Here is a 16,727-nt window from a genome sequence, read left to right as displayed (position 1 = left end):
GGGGAGGGGAGCGCATGGAAGCCTTTGCAGAATCCCTCGGAAACCCCGGTACGCTGGCCTCCATGCTGGCGGCGGTTGCCATGTTCGCGACCATCGTCTCTGTCGCCATGCCGATGCTCAAGGGCGACAAGCTCGAAACCCGGCTGAAGCAGGTCACCACGCAGCGCGAAAAACTGCGCCGGGCCAGCCGCGAGGCCCTGGAAAAGAAAGGCCTGAAGCGCGAGGACACTGGCGCGATCAGCCAGATCACGGGCAAGCTGAACCTGCAGAAGATGCTGGAAGACCCGAACATCCAGGCCAAGCTGGTGCAGGCTGGCCTGAGGGGGCCGCGCCCGCTGTCGATCTTCTATTTCTGCCGCTTCGCGCTGCCCTTCTTCGGCGCGCTCGGCGTGTTCACCTACATCTTCCTGATCAATGATCACGGCCTGTCGCCGCAGATGAAGATGGGCTCTGTCGTGTTCGGCGCGGCTGCCGGTTTCTATGCGCCGAACCTCTACATTTCCAACATGGCCTCCAAGCGCCAGCAATCGATCATGCGCGCCTTCCCGGATGCGCTCGACATGCTGCTCATCTGCGTGGAGTCGGGCATGTCGATCGAGCTTGGTTTCGCCAAGGTGGGCGCCGAGATCGGCCCGGCCTCGCCGGAACTGGCCGAGGAATTCCAGCTCACCACGGCGGAGCTCGCCTACCTGCAGGAGCGGCGCCAGGCCTATGAGAACCTCGCCAAGCGGACGGGCCATGAGGGCGTGAAATCGGTCTGTATGGCGCTCATGCAGGCCGAGCGCTACGGCACGCCGCTGGGCGATGCGCTGCGCGTCATGGCCAAGGAAAACCGCGACATGCGCATGTCCGAAGCCGAGAAGAAGGCCGCCGCGCTGCCAGCCAAGCTGACCGTGCCGATGATCCTGTTCTTCCTGCCGGTCCTGTTCCTGGTCGTCCTCGGCCCGGCCTACATCAAATATACGGAAATGAACCAGCCGGGCAGCTGATCGGTGCGTCAGCGCCGCAGGCCGCAGGCCGCAAAGCCTGTTGCTGCGCTCAGTCCCCGCCGAGCGAGCCGCGCAGCTTGGGCGGGCTGGCCGCTTCTTCCTGGGCCGGCGCATCGACTTCCTCAGGCCAGGCCGCGCCGCCACCATCTTCTTCGCGCAGCGCGCCATAGTCGCGTAGCGGCGAGAGCATGGATTTCAACGTCTGCATGTTCTGCTCGACGGTGGCATCCGGCGCGGCCGGATCGACCTGCCTTGCCTCGTCGAACTTGCCCTGCAGGCCAAGCACGAGGGCGAGGTTCTGGCGCACGCGCGCGGTCGCGTCCGGTGAGGAGGCCGCGGCGCGCAGCTTCGCCTCGGCGCCGTTGAGATTGCCGGTGAGCGCGAGCGACAGGCCGTAATTGGCCAGCGTCGACACGCGGCCCGGCTGGATCCTGAGCGCCTGCTCATAGGAGGCCTGGGCGTCTTCATGGCGCTCCATCTGGTCAAGCGCGAGGCCGAGCCCGCCATAGGCATCGGCATTATCCGGCGCGATGGCGGCGGCGCGGTAGTAGAAGTCGGCCGCTTCGGCCGGGCGGTTCTCGCTCATCAGGGCGCGGGCCATCACGATGTGCAGCTCGGCGGATTCGGGATGGATCGGCAGGGTCTTGGAGCCGATCTCGATGGCGCGTTCATGGCTGCCGATCTCGCGCAGCGCCTGCATGAACTCCACGGTCACATCGAGTTTTGTCGGATCCTTGCGGAACTCCTTGCCCCAGAAATTCGCTTTGGTCAGGGGATCAGCGCGCCGGGCGGCCTCGATTTCCTCAGGAGTTGCCGGGGCGAGTTCCTCGGCCATGGCCGCTTCGATGGCCTGTTCGGTCTCAGCCTTGTCCGCACCACCCGCGCTCGCGCAGGCTGCGACCAGCGAGGCTGAAAGCAGCGGCAGGGCGAAGGCGATAGCTTTTGCTCTGGACATTCGGTCGGCTCCGGCGTGAGTTTCACCAGCCGCGACCTTGCGCCCGTCAGGGTCAAGGATCAGTTAACAAAACAACGCATTCGCTTAACTGTTTACAGCCAAGGGATACTTTCCAACCCATGCACAAAGCTTTCACCGCCGCCGCCAGCGATGCCGCTGCCGTCCATCTTGTCCGCCCGCTGAACTGGGATGAGGCCGAGCATGAGATCCCGCCGGGCCTGAAAGCCCTGGCGCGTGCGACCGGGTTCAAGGCCAAGGCCGGCGAGACGGTGTTCATGGCCGATGAGGCGGGCAAGCTCTCGCATGTCCTGTTCGGCCTCGGCGAGGCGAATGACGCGCTGGGTGTCGCGCCGCTGGCGGCAAAGCTGCCGGAGGGCGACTACAAGATTGCCCGCGACGCTGGCCTGCCGCTCGCGCATATCGCAGCGGGCTGGGCCGATGGCGCCTACCGGTTCGACCGCTACCTGAAAGACAAGTCGGCGCCGCCCCGTCTTGTCATCGGCGACGACGAGGATGCAGGCGCGCTCGCCCGCGAGGCTGACGCAATCGCGCTCCTGCGGGACATGATCAACACCCCGGCCCAGCATATGGGCCCGGCCTCGATTGAAGAGATCGTCCGCCAGATGGCCGAGCAATACCAGGCCGATATCGAAGTGACCGTGGGCGAGGACCTGCTGGCCGCGAACTATCCCATGGTCCATGCGGTGGGCCGCGCCGGTCCGGAAGCCCCGCGTTTCATCGAGCTTTCCTGGGGCAATCCGGACCATCCCGAGCTCGCGCTTGTCGGCAAGGGCGTTGCCTTCGACACGGGCGGGCTCAACCTCAAGACCGGCAACTATATGCGCCTGATGAAGAAGGATATGGGCGGCTCGGCGCATGTCATCGCGCTGGCCAAGCTGGTCATGGATTCGAAGCTGCCGGTGCGCCTGAAGCTCTATGTGCCGACGGTCGAGAATTCCATTTCGGGCACGGCCTTCCGCCCTGGCGACGTGCTTTCCACGCGCAAGGGTATCACGGTCGAGATCGACAACACCGATGCCGAAGGCCGGCTCATCCTCGGCGATGCCCTGGCGCGCGCCTGCGAAGGCTCACCGGACCTGCTGATCGATTTCGCCACGCTGACCGGGGCCGCGCGCGTGGCTGTCGGGCCGGACCTTGCGCCCTTCTATACCGATGATGGCGACGTGGCCGATGCGATCAACGCTGCGTCGGCCGTTTCCGGTGACCCGGTGTGGCGCATGCCGATCTGGATGCCCTACAAGTCGATGCTGAAATCCGACATTGCCGATATCCAGAATGCCGGCGGCGCGTTTGCCGGCTCGATCACGGCCGCGGTGTTCCTGAAGCAGTTCGTCGAGGCCGAGCGCTGGGTCCATCTCGATGTCTGGGGCTGGCGCCAGTCGAAGTATGGACGCCCCGAAGGCGCGGCCGCCTGCGGCCTGCGGGCCGTCTGGACCATGCTTCGGACACGTTATGCCTGACGCCTGACCGATTACGGGCAAAATGTTTCACGCGCCTTGCGTGATGGCGAATTTCCTGCTTTTTAGCGATATTCGATAAGCTTCTTGGAGATTCCCATGCGCGTCAGCCTGTCTGCCCTCGCTCTTGCCTTGCTACTTGCCGGTTGCGGCGAGCCCGACCCGGCGGCGAACCCGCCCGGCGGAACACCCGAAGCGTCCGCCCCGGCCGGCGAAAGCGAAACGGCCGAACAGACCGAGACGCAGAAGCTGAACGCCTGGTTTGACGAGAAGTACGAAGAACAGGTGATGATGAGCCCGATCCAGCTCACCTTCCTTGGTCGCAAGGACCGGTACGGCGAGATCGACGACATGTCCTACGAGGCCCAGAAGGAACAGGTCGACTGGCAACTGGCAAGCGTCGCCGAGATGGAATCGACCTTCGACTATGACAAGCTGACGCCGGAAGCGAAGAATTCCTGGGACATCTGGAAATACCAGGCCGAGCTGGCCGAGGAAGGCCTGCAATACTTCTATAACGGCTACACCTTCGACCAGATGAATGGCCCGCAATCCTTCCTTGCGACCTTCCTGATCCAGTTCCACCGCGTCGACAATCTCGACGACATGGAAGCCTATATTTCCCGGATCCGCGAGAGTGGCCGGGCCGGCGAGCAGCTTCTCACTATTGCCAAGGAAGCGGCCAGCCGCGGCGTCGCCACGCCGGACTTTGCGCTGGAAGGGGTGATCGACCAGTCGCGGAAGATCATCACCGGCGCGCCGTTCACCGATGGCGAGCCCTCCGACATCTGGGCCGATATCGAGATGGAGATCTCCAACCTCCTCGAAGCCGGCGAGATCGACGAGGCGCAGGCCGAGACGCTACGCACCGATGCCCGTGCAGCGCTCGTCGACGTCTTCCAGCCCGGTTACCAGGCGATCATCGACTGGGCGGAAAGCGAACTGCCCAACGCCCCGGCCAATCCGACCGGCGTCGGCACGACCCAGCCCAATGGTGCGGCCTATTACGACTACCGCCTGAAGGTGTCGACCACGACGGACCTTACCGCCGAGGAGATTCACCAGATCGGCCTCGATGAAGTCGAGCGCCTGCATGCGCAGATGGAAGCGGTGAAAGAGGAATACGGCTTCGACGGCACGCTGCAGGAATTCTTCGTCTTCCTGCGCGAGACCAAGGACAATCGGGACCTCTATTATGAGAACACCGATGCGGGCGCCGAGCAGTATATCGCCGACGCGACGGCCGCCATCGACAATATCGAGGGCCAGCTGCCGGACTATTTCGGCATCCTGCCCAAGGCAGACCTCGTCGTGAAGCGCGTCGAGCCCTTCCGCGAGCAGGATGGCGCGGCCCAGCACTACTATCCCGGCACGCCGGACGGCTCGCGCCCGGGCACCTATTACGCCCACCTCTCGGACATGACTTCCATGCCGAAGCGGGAGCTGGAAGTGATCGCCTATCATGAAGGGCTTCCGGGCCACCACATGCAGATCTCCATCGCGCAGGAGCTTCAGGACATCCCGCAATTCCGCACCCAGGCCGGTTTCACCGCCTATTCGGAAGGCTGGGGCCTCTATTCGGAAAAGCTCGCCAGCGAAATGCCGGGCACCTTCGAGGACCCACTGTCGGAATTCGGCCGGCTCGGCTCTGAAATCTGGCGCGCCATCCGCCTTGTCGTCGATACCGGCCTGCATTCCAAGGGCTGGACCGAGGAAGAGGCCTGGGAATATTTCACCGAGAATGCCGCTGTCACAGACCAGCAGGCCCGCTCGGAAATCCAGCGCTATATCGTGATGCCGGGCCAGGCGACGGCCTACAAGATCGGCATGATCAAGATCCTGGAGCTGCGTGAGCACGCCCGCGAAGCGCTTGGCGACAAGTTCGACATCAAGGGCTTCCACGACACCATCCTTGGCGGCGGCGCGCTGCCGCTGGAAATCCTCGAGCGCCGCGTCGACCAGTGGATCGAGGACGTGAAAGCGGAAGAATAGCCGGCCGCGCCTGCGCCGCTAAAGACAGACCTGTGTCCTTCGGAAATGGCCTCGCGAAATCGGCGCGAGGCCATTTTCATATTTTTCCACAGCCCTCGTCATCTGCATCTGACATTGGAACGAAATGGGACCGGATGGACCGGTTCCGCATCGTCTTCGACCGGGCCGGATTCAATTTTCAGTAAATTCAAGACACTGCCTCAAGGTTTCGATGCCGGTCAGCGTCAAGTTACAAAATATACAAAGAATACAAAGCCCTGTATTTTGTAAGTATAAAAAATTTAAAGCAAATTTGAACGTTTGGATCAACGATCCTTAAATGGCGCCTGGCACAGGGTGGCCTTCCAGAGATCAATGAATACTTCATTATACAAGTATATCATCGATTCTTTGAAAAATAGAAATTGTATTGATCAAGTGGAGTTTGAGTCTCTTGTCTGTGGGATTGACTGAAATTGTTCGTGGAGCGCCGGGTATGCCCCTCGCAAGCTCTGGCCAGGCCTTAACATCTGACTCCCAGCCGCCAGGTGCCGATGCCGATACGATCATCCAGTCGGCTCTGAAGGCCGCGCGCCGCCATCTGGGAATGAGCGTGGCTTACATCTCCAGGCTGGAGCGCGACGAAAGCCATATCCTGTATGTCGATGCGCCGGGCTATGAGGCCCTGCTGAAGCCGGGCGACGTTCGCCCGGCCAATGAGGTCTACTGCCGGTATGCCCTCGAAAGCCGCATCCCGGCCCTGTTGCCGGATGCTGCGTGCCATCCGCTGACGCGCGACCTGCAGATCACCCATGCCATACCGGTCGGGGCGTTCCTGAGCGTTCCCATCCTCTCGCGGGAGGGGGAGGTCATCGGCCTGCTGTGCTGTCTCGATCCCGTCGCCAACCCGTCCCTGACCGCCCGCGACCTTGGCACCGCCCGCATGTTTGCCGATATTGCCGGGGCCCAGCTGGAGCAGAAGCGGGCGCTGGCGAGGCAGGCAGCCCTGACCGAAAAGAAGGTCGCCCGCGTCATCGAGCGCCGGCAATTCTCCATGGTCTACCAGCCGCTCTGGAATATCGGCTCCGGAAAGATATTCGGTTTCGAGTGCCTGGCCCGTTTTTCGGCAGACCCGGCCCGTGCCCCGAAGAGCTGGTTCGAGGAGGCCGGCTCGGTCGGGATGCTTGCCGACCTCGAACTGGCCCTCATTCAGTTCGCGCTGGCCGGCATCGATGCCTTCCCGCCTGAGATACGCCTGTCGATCAATGTCTCGCCCACGACGATTCTCGACCCGCGCTTTCTGGATACGCTGATCGACTACGATATCAGCCGGCTGGTGATCGAGCTCACAGAGCGTGTCCGGGTGACGGACTACCAGGCTGTGCGCGATGCGCTTGCACCGCTCGGCCCGATGGGCGTGCGCATCGCGGTCGACGATGCCGGGTCGGGCTGGGCCAGCCTGCAGCATATCATCGGGATGAGGGCCGACCTCATCAAGCTGGATCGCTCGCTGGTTTCAGGGCTGGAGGCCTCGCCGGCCTCACGCGCGATGATTGCGGCGCTCAGCCAGTTCGGCCGGGAAACCAATTGCGCCATTCTTGCCGAAGGCATCGAGACCCCTGAAGAGTTCACGGCGCTCAAGGCGCTCGGCGTGGAGTACGGTCAGGGCTTCCTGCTTGGAAAGCCGGTCAGCTTCAAGCTGGCCTGCGAACTCCTCAGGGAAGCCAACGGACGGCCGCGGGCGGTGCCTTGAGCGCTGCGCTCAGGCCGCCTTTTCCTCTTGCAGCTCCTGCGCCTTCATCGCTTCGGCGATGTGGTCGGCCAGGAGGCGGGCCTTGCCTTTCAGCTTGCCGCCGGACCAGACGACGTGCAGCGGCAGGGCATCGGATTCCCAGTCCGGCAGAAGGCGGACGAGATTGCCCGCGCGGACTTTCTCGCAGACCAGCCAGTCCGGCGCGAGGATGTAGCCGAGCCCGTCCTGTGCGGCCTGGATCAGCATGTCGCCGGACGAGGCGCGGAAGCGGCCATCGACGCGCAGGTCGATCCGGTTACCCTTTTCGGTATGCGTCATCACCCAGTGCTGGGCGCTGCTGGAGCGGTGGCGAAGATGCAGCGCGTCCTCGGATGGCAGGTCGGCGGGGCTCTCCAGCGCCGACATCTGCGCGGCATAGATCGCTGAGGCCCACAGCTTGCGCGGGCTGAGGGCGATGCGCTTGGCCATCAGGCTAGAATCGGCCAGTTCGCCCAGCCGGAAGGCGAGATCGATGCCCTCCTGGACGATGTCAGTATAGGTGTCGTCGGAGATCACATCGATGGAGAGCTCTGGATAGCGCCGCAGGAAGCTGGCCAGCGCCGGGGCGATCACCACCCGCGCCAGCGAGTGCGGCACCGTGATGCGCAGCTGGCCGTAAGGCTCATTGTCGAGGCCGCGCACCTCGGCTTCGGCCTGTTCGAAGTCTTCCAGGATGGCGCGGGCGCGGGTGTAGAACTTCTCGCCGGCCTGGGTCAGGCTGAGGGCGCGCGTGGTGCGCAGGAAGAGGTCGGCGCCGAGCTGCGCTTCCAGGTCCTGGATGCGCCGCGACACCGTCGGCTGGCCGACATCGAGGTCGGCGGCTGCCTTGGAAAAACTTCCCGTATCGGCGACCCGTATGAAGAGCCGCATCGCGTCCAGCCGGTCCATGCCCATCTCCCGCTCATTTCGTCCCGCGCAATATAGGGATCGAAACGCCCGGGCGCGAGGGTGCGTGCGGCGCAACGTCAATCACCTGATTGTGAGCACGCTCACGCAGGCGTGCGTCGCACGTGACGGCAACAGGGTCTATCTCCACGCCATCAGATGAGAGGGGATGCACCCATGAACCGGATCCGGACCTATTTACCGCACGCGATCGCGCTTGTCGCATCGCTCGTCTTTCTCGACAGCCTTCGCTTCAAGTTCACCAATGCGGTGGAGACGCAGGTGATCTTCGGCAAGCTCAACGCCTGGGCCTCGAGCCTCGGCGCGCCGGGGCTTTTCGCGCCGACAGGGCTGTTCAGCCAGTATGTGATCGGCTCCGCCGAACTCGTCGCCTCGGCGCTGCTGCTGGTCGGCATCCATCCGGCCCTGCGGCGCTTCCAGGCGGTGGGTGCGCTGGTCGCCTTCGCGGTGATGAGCGGGGCGGTGAACTTCCACCTGTGGACGCCGCTCGGTATCGATCCGAACAATGATGGCGGCGGGTTGTTCTTCATGGCCTGCACTGTCTGGGTGACGTCGATCGTTCTCATCGTGATCCGCCGCAGGGAACTCGCCGCGATCGGGCAGGGGCTGGCTGCGACCTTCCTGCCTGGCCGCGGCGCGGATGCCGGCGCGAGCGCATCGCCTGGCGCTGTCCCTGCCAATTCCAACTGACACAGTCCAACCCTGACAAGAAAGAAGACTCCCCCATGTTCCGTATACTGCTCGCAACACTCGCCCTGAGTGTCCTGTCGCTTGGCCTCGCCGCCCCGGCCCATGCCGACAAGAAGCCGGTCTATACCGGCATCTTCTCCAACACCGCGGTTGGCGGCCATGACCCGGTCGCCTATTTCACCGAGGGCAAGCCGGTTGAAGGCAAGAAGGAATTCTCCACCGAATACCAGGGCGCCGAGTTCCGTTTTGCCAGCGCCGAGAACCTCGCTCTGTTCGAGGCTGACCCTGAAAAATACGCGCCGCAATTCGGCGGTTACTGCGCCTGGGCCGTCGCCCAGGGCGACACGGCCAAGGGCGATCCGGACTATTGGAAAATCGTCGACGGGAAGCTCTACCTAAACTATAATAAAAAAATTCAGGAACGCTGGGAACAAAATGAGGCGGCGTTCATTGAACAAGCTGAAACGAACTGGCCGGCAGTGCTCAAATAGCGGGGCGATCTCCCTCCTCCCCTCACCCAGCCCCGCCTCTGACGGCTTCTAAGGCCCTGCACGTCCCCTCCGTGCAGGGCCTTTAACGTTTGCGTTAGATCGCGCGGCCCTGTGGCACGAAAGCCGCGCGCCTGTCTCTTCATCAATTGGCTGAAATGCTGCCCACTTTCGGCCCCAATCGGAGCGCTCTTCTCCTGCCGCGCACCCCGGACAGGTGCGTTTGTACAGGAGGATTACATGTCCAGATCCCTGATCGCCCTCGCAGCCCTTGCGACGATCTCCGCCCCGGCCTTTGCCCAGGGGCTCTATGCCGATGCCGGCTACACTTTCATCAATATCGACGTGGATGAGCCGGGCGTGTCCGGCGACGTCGACCTCGGCGCGCTGGCCGGCCATGTCGGCTACAACTTCTCCGAGTGGTTCGCCCTTGAAGGCGAAGCCCTGATCGGCGTGCAGGACGAGGATGCGTCCTTCGGCGGCATCAACGCCTCGGTCGGCCTGAACTACCTCGTCGGCGCCTATGCCAAGGGCCAGGTCCCGCTCGGTGAGCGCGTCAATCTCTACGCCCGCGCAGGCCTCGTCCAGGCCGAGATCGAGGCAGAAGTCTCCGGCGGCGGCTTCAGCGGCTCCGACAGCGCAACCGAAAGCGGCGTCGGCTACGGCGCTGGCGGCGAGTTCATGCTGACCCCGGCGCTCGGCATCCGCGGCGACTATACCCGCTACGACATCGACGACACCGAAGCAGACGCCTTCACCGTGGCGGCCGTCTTCCGGTTCTAGAACAGAGCCTGTCCTCTCTTGCGAGAGGAACTGGGGCCCGGTCGGCAGAAACGCCGTCCGGGCCTTTTCTTTTGGCGGGAGGCCGGCCTCAGCTGGAGCCGTCTGGCCGCTCGGCCCATTCCTTCATGATGTGGTGGGCGACAGCAAAGCGCATCGGTGCGCTGATCTCCGGATGCGTCCCGGCGATCACCTCGCGCGCTTCGGCCCGCGTGATCCAGCGCGCCGATTCCAGCTCGCTCTTGTCCACCGTGATGTCGTCATTCTCGGCCGGCAGGATGAGGCCGATCATCAGCGAGGAGGGGAAGGGCCAGGGCTGGCAGAAGAGATACTCCGCCTTGCCCGGATCGCAGCGGATGCCCGCTTCCTCATGCAGCTCGCGCGCGGCGCCCTGTTCCAGCGTCTCGCCCGGCTCGATGAAGCCGGCAAGGCAGCTCCACATGCCCTTGGGCCACATGGACTGGCGGCCCAGCAGGCATTTGTCGCCATAGGTCGCCAGCATGATCGCCACCGGGTCGGTGCGCGGGAAATGCTCGGCCTTGCAGTCCGGGCAGACCCGCTTCCAGCCGGCCTCGGCGCGCTCACTCTCGGCCCCGCATTTGGCGCAGAAGCGGTGCGAGCGGTGCCACTCGAAGAGGCTGCGCGCCGTCGAGGCGAGGTTGGCGTCCATTTCCGGCATGCGCTGCAGGCTCATGCGCAGGTCGCCAAACTCGCCCGTGCCGGCGATGAGCGAGGTGTTCACATCGAAATCGCCCGGCATTTCCAGCGCGAAGACCGGCGCGCCGGCCTTGTCGAGGCCGAGGAAGAGCGGCTCGGCCTTGGGCGCGAGTTTTGCCGCTTCCGGCCCCAGCCAGACCAGCCCGCCATCGCCGGAGGTGAGCGGCAGGCCGCCCTGCAGGATCAGCACCAGCGCGTCGTCGCGCGCGAAGGCTTCGGCCAGCCAGGCCGGATCGGAGCGGTGATGGCCGGCCCGGTCGATGGGGCGCGAGCCGAGCGGGATGAGATCGGAATTGTTCGTCTGACTAGGCATGCCCCTTCACCTATCAGCATTCCGCCCCTTGTCACCCCGCTTTCAAGACGCGATATGGGGGTCAGGAGGCTGGCGGTGGACGAGGCCCTCGCCAACCGGGTCAGGTCGGGAACGAAGCAGCCCTAACGAGTTTCGCTTCGGGTCACTGTCCAGTCTCCGCTTTCAAAAGAATTATGGTCTTTGCTGGCAAAGCCTAATAGTACGTAGCGTGAATTCTATCCACGCGCGAAATCGAATCATTTAATATTTGATGGACGTGTTATTGAGGCCCCTTTGTACAGTCGCATATATCTCGAACCGCCATCACCTTCGGGCGACTCCAAAAAGGCACGACGCCGTCTTTATCGCCAGTACTGGAACCAACTCAGCGATCACGACTATTCTTTTAGAATGCTTGTCGAGCGAGAGCTCGGCGTACTTTCTCCGCCGGGCGGGACGGAGTATTTGTTTAGAGATGCTGAAATCTCGGTAATTCTAGATTGCATCACAATCGCGACCGTTTTGATTGCTCAAAAAAAGCCCTATACCAAAGAGCCTCACTTGTGGATCAAGTTCGTTGAGCGGGTATTTGAGGAAGAGAATCTTCACTATCGAATCGACGAGCAAGGAATTGTTCACCCTCGGATAGATCAGGCGTTTGATCGTGAGAGAACGGCCATAATTGCCGTTCTTGAAGCCGCTGAGTTTTCGGCCGCTAAACAGTCAATCCAAGAGGCATTCAACAGCATCAAGGTGACCGGCGAAGGAAGTCTTGACGCCGTTCGGAAAGCTTTCGACGCAATTGAAAACGTGTTCAAGCATTTCTATGGGGTGTCAGGTCTCGCGAGCAATGATGTGATTCGGAAGCTTACTCCCAGAGTCGAGAGCGCCTATGAAGGTAGGTCATTGGATTCCGCGAAACGAATGCTCAAAGGGTTCGCGGAATTTGTTAATGCCGCCCACGGATTTAGGCACGCCGACAATCAAAAAGAGCCGACGCCGCCTCCTCTGGATTTCGCTGTCCTATTTCTCAGTCAATCAGTGTCTTATCTCCGATGGTTGATCGAAGTTTCTCAAAAAGAATCAGACTGTTGATTTTTTGGCGATAGTTGCCTGGCGTCCCTCTATCCCAGTTCGCGGAAGCGGGGTCAGCAGTTGAAGGCTACGATGGTTGGGACGTGAACCCGCCTTCGCGCAGGTTGAAAAATTGCAGCCCTCATCCCCGGCCCTTCTTCCATGGGAGAAGGGAGAGAGACCAATTTTTCCCACCCCTCTGAAACCCGTGCTCCAATCTCAGGCATGCTGACCCGCGCCTGGATTCTTGAAACGCTGGCCTTGCTGCCGCTCTATCACTGGCCGGTCTTCTTCCTCGAAGTCTGGCGGTTCGAGCGGTACTATCGCGCCTACCGGGCGGCGAACCCGGTCGGCATGCTGGGTGTTGCCGTGCTGCCAAACGGGCGGCTGGTGGTCACGCTTCAGCTGTCTGGTGACCGGCCGGACCCGGACGACTGGACGAATTTCGCACCGCGTGCGCCGTGGCTGCGGCTCGAACCGGGCGGGTTTCTGGCGGCTTTGGGCGCCAGACTGGAATCATACCGGAATTGGACTGTTCTCGTACCGGAATCGGACGCGAATTGTACCGCCGCTGGACCGGCCTTTCTGGATTCGAGCTGACCTTCCGTCCGCGTGGTTCGACTTCGCTCACCATGCGGACTGATGTTTCAAACAGCCCTGAGCCCGATCCATCGCGAAGCGGGGATCGAAAACCAGCAAGCCGCACGTCCCAACGGACGCTGCGGGCGCTGGTGCTGGCCCCACCCTGACCCTCCCCTGAGGGGAGGGGATCAGGGCCGGCCCGGCCTTGAAGCAGCACACTGAGCCACGCCGTATCCGCCCCCTCCCCGCATGCGGGGAGGGTCGGGGTGGGGCTAATGAAACCCCCGCAGGAAATTCGCTGCGTTTTCAAGGTGTTTGTCGCGTTTCGCTGCGTCCATCTTCTCGGCCATGGAGACCATCATCGCCCAGCGCGGATTGCCGGCGAGCGGTTCGCGGTTCTTCCAGATCCAGCGCCAGTAGAGCCCGTCCCAGACATCGCACCAGTCGCCCGTGCCCCAATTGCTCATCTTCCGGACATAGGAAGACCCTGAAAAATAAGGCTTTGTCGTGATCCGTCCGCCATCGGCATTCTGGCTCATCGCATAGGCATTCGGCACCATCACCCAGTCATAGGAGTCGGCGAACATCTCCATGAACCAGCGATAGATGTCGTCCGGGTCGGTCTCGCAGATGAACATGAAGCCGCCGAGCACCATCAGCCGCTCGATATGGTGGCAGTACCCTGTTTTCAGGACCCTTTTGATCGTGTCGTCGATGGGCGGGATGCCCGTCTCGCCGGTCCAGAATGAGGCGGGCAGGGCGCGGGTATGGCCCCAGTGATTGGTGGTGCGCATGGGAACACCGAGGTCTTCATAGGTGGCGCGCATGAACTCCCGCCAGCCAATCACCTGGCGAATGAAGCCCTCGGCGGAGTTCATCGGGATGTCCTTGTTCTCAATGAAGGAAATTGCCGCATCGAGGACGAGTTTCGGGGTCAGCAGCCCGATATTCAGCATCGGCGTGATGGCCGAATGCCAGAGCAGGCTCTCGCCTTCGAGAATCGCATCCTCATAGGGGCCGAACCGCTCGAACCGCTCACTGAGGAAGGCGCCGAGCCAGCTTTCGGCCGCTTCATGGGAGGTGGGCCAGTAGAGCTGGTCCAGCGATCCGGGATTGTCGGGGAAGTCCTCCAGCACAGAGCGGCGGGCCTCTTCCTCGATCTCGTCGGGGGTGAGCCGGCGCAGGCGCGGCACCTCGCCCTGTAATGATTTCGGGACTTTCCTGCGGTTGTCCTCGTCAAAGCTCCATTGCCCGCCGGCCGGTTTGTCCCCGTCCATCAGCACGCCGAGCTTGCGCCGCTGGGCCTTGTAGAACTCGGCCTGGAACCAGGATTTGTGATCCTCCCGCCAGGCCCGGTTCTCGCCCGGCGTGTTGAGGAATAGCGGGGTATTGAGCAGGGTGAGGTCGATGTTTTCGGCCTCGCAATAGGATTTGAGGCGCTTTTCGAGAATGAAATCCGTCGGGTCGCAGGCGATAATCTCCGTGACGCCCTCTTTGGCCAGCCGTTTAATGGTGAGCTTGAGGACAGACTCGCCAGCCTTGTAGCCGACGAGCTCGGCTGGCGGTTTGAGCGCGTCCAGCCGCTTCATGTAGCGCGCCATGGAGGCCCGGTGCAGCCAGAGCTTCTGCTTGTGGAACTGTAATGGATACTGGCGGTCGCCGAAGAAGAGGCTGTCCTCGGTGCGACCAGAAAGTCGCATCTGTTGAGTGAGGCAGGGATGCCTCTGGTCGAGCCTTCTCGACCATTTCTAGCCGGAGCGTGCGAGCTGGGTAACTGGCTGGTGCGAAGCCTCCGGAAACGAGCGGGGAGCTGGCAGCCACACGCCGGTGAACCGCCCAAGGAGAAGACCGGTATGGTGAACGAAAGTGAATCTGTGTTGATGCGTCGTTACCCATCAGTCCCCCGGAAGTGGCTTTTACGGGGAGCAAGGGAATGGGCTGGGGGCACGTGGATCCCTCAGTCGGAAGGTCGATATTCCCCGGCGTATAGCAGGCACCTAACCCGGTCGCATCTCACAGATGCGGAACTGAGTAACCCCGATGAGGTCCGGTCGCTGGTAACAGCGCCCGGTAAGCGGCTCGCAAGAGCCGCCCAACTCCTCAGCGGGTGTAGGAAGTTATCAGAAGCGAATGCCGCCAGCCGAAAGGCACGGGGAATACATAACCCGGTGGATAGGGCCATGCCCAACCTGAAAGGGTGCTGACAGATGACTGGTGAGTCCCCCGTAATCTCGTGGAACAGCAACCGAACCGTTCGTGAAAAGATGGACGGGCCGCAAGGCCTGATCGTAAGCGACGGAACTGTTCACTGGCAGACCATTGACTGGCCTGCCGCCTATCGAACCGTCAGGACGCTGCGCCGGAGAATCTATCGGGCGACTGAAATGCGGGACTGGAAAACGGTCCGCTCGTTGCAAAAGCTGATGCTGCACAGCCGGGCGAACCTGCTCGTTTCCATCCGAAGGGTCAGCCAGATCAATCGTGGGAAAGCCTCTCCCGGTGTCGATGCGCGAACCGCACTGACGCCGACCGAGCGGGCCGGCCTTGCGAACCAGTTGGTGAACCTCAAGGCATGGGAACCGCTTCCAGCCCGGAGGGTGTATATCCCTAAAGCGAGCGGCAAGAAGCGGCCGCTCGGAATCCCGTCCCTCATCGACCGGTGCCAGCAGGCCATTGTGCTCAATGCACTTGAGCCCTGTTGGGAAGCGCAGTTCGAGGGGACAAGCTACGGGTTCCGGCCCGGTCGTGGCGTCCATGACGCCATAGAGCGGATATATCTGGCAACCAAGTCCGGGTCCAAACGGGTCTGGGTTCTTGATGCCGATATCAAAGGCTGCTTCGACAATATCGACCATGACGCCCTGATGGAGGCTATCGGCAACTTCCCCGCAAGGGGAATGATCCGCCGTTGGCTGAAGGCAGGCTATGTGGAAGATGGCGTGTTCCACGCCACCGAGCAGGGTACACCGCAAGGCGGGGTCATTAGTCCTCTCCTTGCCAACATCGCCCTGCATGGAATGGAAGAAGCGCTGGGCATTGAGTATCGTGGAGGCACAAGCGCCTCATACGTGAAACCTCACTGCCCTGTCTTCGTGCGGTATGCTGACGACTTCGTCGTCATCTGCCACACTGAGACGCAAGCGCTTGAGGCCAGGGAGCGCGTTGCTGCATTCCTCGCCGGGCGCGGCCTTAACCTCTCCGAGGAGAAGACCAGTATCCGGCACATACGGGAAGGCTTCGACTTCCTTGGCTTCAATGTCCGTTCCTATAAGGTGGCAGACCGCGCCGCTGGCACGAAGACCCTGATCAAACCTTCCAAGGACGCCGTTAAAGCGTTTAGGAAGAAGCTCAGGGACCTGTTCCGCGCCCATGTCGGCTCGGATCAGGGGCAACTGCTTGCAGCTGCCAATCCGGTAATACGTGGATGGTGCAACTACTACCGTTACAGTGTCGCCGGGAAAATCTTCTCAGGGATCGAACACTATGTCCATGTCCGGCAACGTCGCTGGTGCCATCGTGCCCATGCGAGGAAGCTGAAACACTGGTGGATGCGGAAATACTTCGGGCGGCACTATAACTGCCCGAACTTCAGCTACACCTTTATGGACAAGCAGTCTGGTGCGTTCATGATCCATCCAGCCGCGATCAAAATCGTGCGCTGGACGATGGTGAAACACCGCAACTCTCCCGACGATCCGTCTCTCGCCGATTACTGGCGAAACCGGGCCCGCCGGATGGGAGGGACTGACCTCACGCGCAGTTGGCAGAAGGTTGCGCAGCGGCAACGGCACAAGTGCCCGACCTGCCGCGAGAGCCTCTACAATGGCGAAACCATCCGCATGTCTCATGTGGATGGGGACAGGGCGAACGGTTCCTACCGGAACCTGCGACTTGTCCACGCCGACTGCCGCCGCGCGGCACAACAGGGACTTGCTTGAGCCGTGTGCGGGGAAACTTGCAAGCACGGTTCTGAGGGGACGGGTCGGCGGCAACGCCGACCTGTTACCCGACAT

14 protein-coding genes and 1 other RNA gene are annotated in these 16,727 nt (G+C 62.2%); 11 read left to right on the top strand and 4 right to left on the bottom strand.

Translation table 11 applies throughout. From position 1 onward, the window contains the following. Positions 1-14 precede the first annotated feature (14 nt). On the top strand, positions 15-989 hold the full coding sequence (locus D1227_RS06905; protein WP_119404336.1) for a type II secretion system F family protein: 975 nt from the start codon (positions 15-17) through the stop codon (positions 987-989). A 49-nt stretch (positions 990-1,038) separates the two neighbouring features. Here D1227_RS06905 and D1227_RS06900 read toward each other — a convergent pair whose 3' ends face one another. Beyond that, entirely contained in the window at positions 1,039-1,944 is a 906-nt protein-coding gene (locus tag D1227_RS06900) for a tetratricopeptide repeat protein (RefSeq protein WP_119404335.1), read from the bottom strand. Between the two features lie 119 nt (positions 1,945-2,063). Between D1227_RS06900 and D1227_RS06895 the strand changes: the two genes are divergently transcribed. The 3 genes from D1227_RS06895 to D1227_RS06885 all read left to right on the top strand — a co-directional run bounded on the left by D1227_RS06895 (position 2,064) and on the right by D1227_RS06885 (position 7,146). After that, complete coding sequence (locus tag D1227_RS06895) at positions 2,064-3,425, top strand: leucyl aminopeptidase family protein (RefSeq protein WP_119404334.1); 1,362 nt, start codon at positions 2,064-2,066, stop codon at positions 3,423-3,425. Between the two features lie 96 nt (positions 3,426-3,521). Next, a complete protein-coding gene (locus D1227_RS06890) occupies positions 3,522-5,414 on the top strand; it encodes a DUF885 domain-containing protein (RefSeq protein ID WP_119404333.1) in 1,893 nt (630 codons plus the stop codon). 475 nt (positions 5,415-5,889) lie between these two features. After that, positions 5,890-7,146 (top strand): EAL domain-containing protein, encoded by a 1,257-nt coding sequence (locus tag D1227_RS06885; protein ID WP_119404332.1) that lies wholly within the window; start codon positions 5,890-5,892, stop codon positions 7,144-7,146. 9 nt (positions 7,147-7,155) lie between these two features. Here D1227_RS06885 and D1227_RS06880 read toward each other — a convergent pair whose 3' ends face one another. Beyond that, positions 7,156-8,073 carry a LysR family transcriptional regulator gene (locus tag D1227_RS06880; RefSeq protein ID WP_119375222.1) on the bottom strand — a complete coding sequence of 306 codons (918 nt, stop codon included), beginning with the start codon at positions 8,071-8,073 and terminating at the stop codon, positions 7,156-7,158. 174 nt (positions 8,074-8,247) lie between these two features. Here D1227_RS06880 and D1227_RS06875 point away from each other — a divergent pair, with 174 nt between their 5' ends. The 3 genes from D1227_RS06875 to D1227_RS06865 all read left to right on the top strand — a co-directional run bounded on the left by D1227_RS06875 (position 8,248) and on the right by D1227_RS06865 (position 10,052). Beyond that, on the top strand, positions 8,248-8,781 hold the full coding sequence (locus tag D1227_RS06875) for a hypothetical protein (protein ID WP_233349640.1): 534 nt from the start codon (positions 8,248-8,250) through the stop codon (positions 8,779-8,781). A gap of 35 nt (positions 8,782-8,816) precedes the next feature. Further along, entirely contained in the window at positions 8,817-9,272 is a 456-nt protein-coding gene (locus D1227_RS06870) for a YHS domain-containing (seleno)protein (protein WP_119374486.1), read from the top strand. A gap of 237 nt (positions 9,273-9,509) precedes the next feature. Continuing rightward, entirely contained in the window at positions 9,510-10,052 is a 543-nt protein-coding gene (locus D1227_RS06865; RefSeq protein WP_119374487.1) for a porin family protein, read from the top strand. 88 nt (positions 10,053-10,140) lie between these two features. Here D1227_RS06865 and nudC read toward each other — a convergent pair whose 3' ends face one another. Continuing rightward, positions 10,141-11,079 (bottom strand): NAD(+) diphosphatase, encoded by a 939-nt coding sequence (gene nudC, locus D1227_RS06860; RefSeq protein ID WP_119404331.1) that lies wholly within the window; start codon positions 11,077-11,079, stop codon positions 10,141-10,143. Positions 11,080-11,143: 64 nt separating this feature from the next. Between nudC and ffs the strand changes: the two genes are divergently transcribed. From ffs to D1227_RS06845, 3 genes are all read left to right on the top strand, one after another. Continuing rightward, an RNA gene (ffs, locus tag D1227_RS06855) (signal recognition particle sRNA small type) lies at positions 11,144-11,240 on the top strand. A 112-nt stretch (positions 11,241-11,352) separates the two neighbouring features. After that, positions 11,353-12,153, top strand: coding sequence for a hypothetical protein (locus D1227_RS06850; protein ID WP_158586591.1), 801 nt, complete (start codon positions 11,353-11,355; stop codon positions 12,151-12,153). A gap of 141 nt (positions 12,154-12,294) precedes the next feature. Then, a complete protein-coding gene (locus D1227_RS06845) occupies positions 12,295-12,732 on the top strand; it encodes a hypothetical protein (RefSeq protein ID WP_147373277.1) in 438 nt (145 codons plus the stop codon). Between the two features lie 254 nt (positions 12,733-12,986). On the opposite strand, the gene D1227_RS06840 is transcribed toward D1227_RS06845, so the two are convergent. Next, positions 12,987-14,414 (bottom strand): cryptochrome/photolyase family protein, encoded by a 1,428-nt coding sequence (locus D1227_RS06840; RefSeq protein ID WP_119404328.1) that lies wholly within the window; start codon positions 14,412-14,414, stop codon positions 12,987-12,989. Between the two features lie 507 nt (positions 14,415-14,921). Here D1227_RS06840 and ltrA point away from each other — a divergent pair. Then, positions 14,922-16,652 (top strand): group II intron reverse transcriptase/maturase, encoded by a 1,731-nt coding sequence (gene ltrA, locus D1227_RS06835; protein WP_119404062.1) that lies wholly within the window; start codon positions 14,922-14,924, stop codon positions 16,650-16,652. The last annotated feature ends 75 nt before the right edge of the window (positions 16,653-16,727 follow it).

Source organism: Henriciella mobilis, assembly GCF_003576315.1.
Lineage (GTDB): Bacteria > Pseudomonadota > Alphaproteobacteria > Caulobacterales > Hyphomonadaceae > Henriciella > Henriciella mobilis.
The sequence above is the reverse complement of the archived record's forward strand: the minus strand, read 5'-3'. Positions and strand labels throughout refer to the sequence as shown.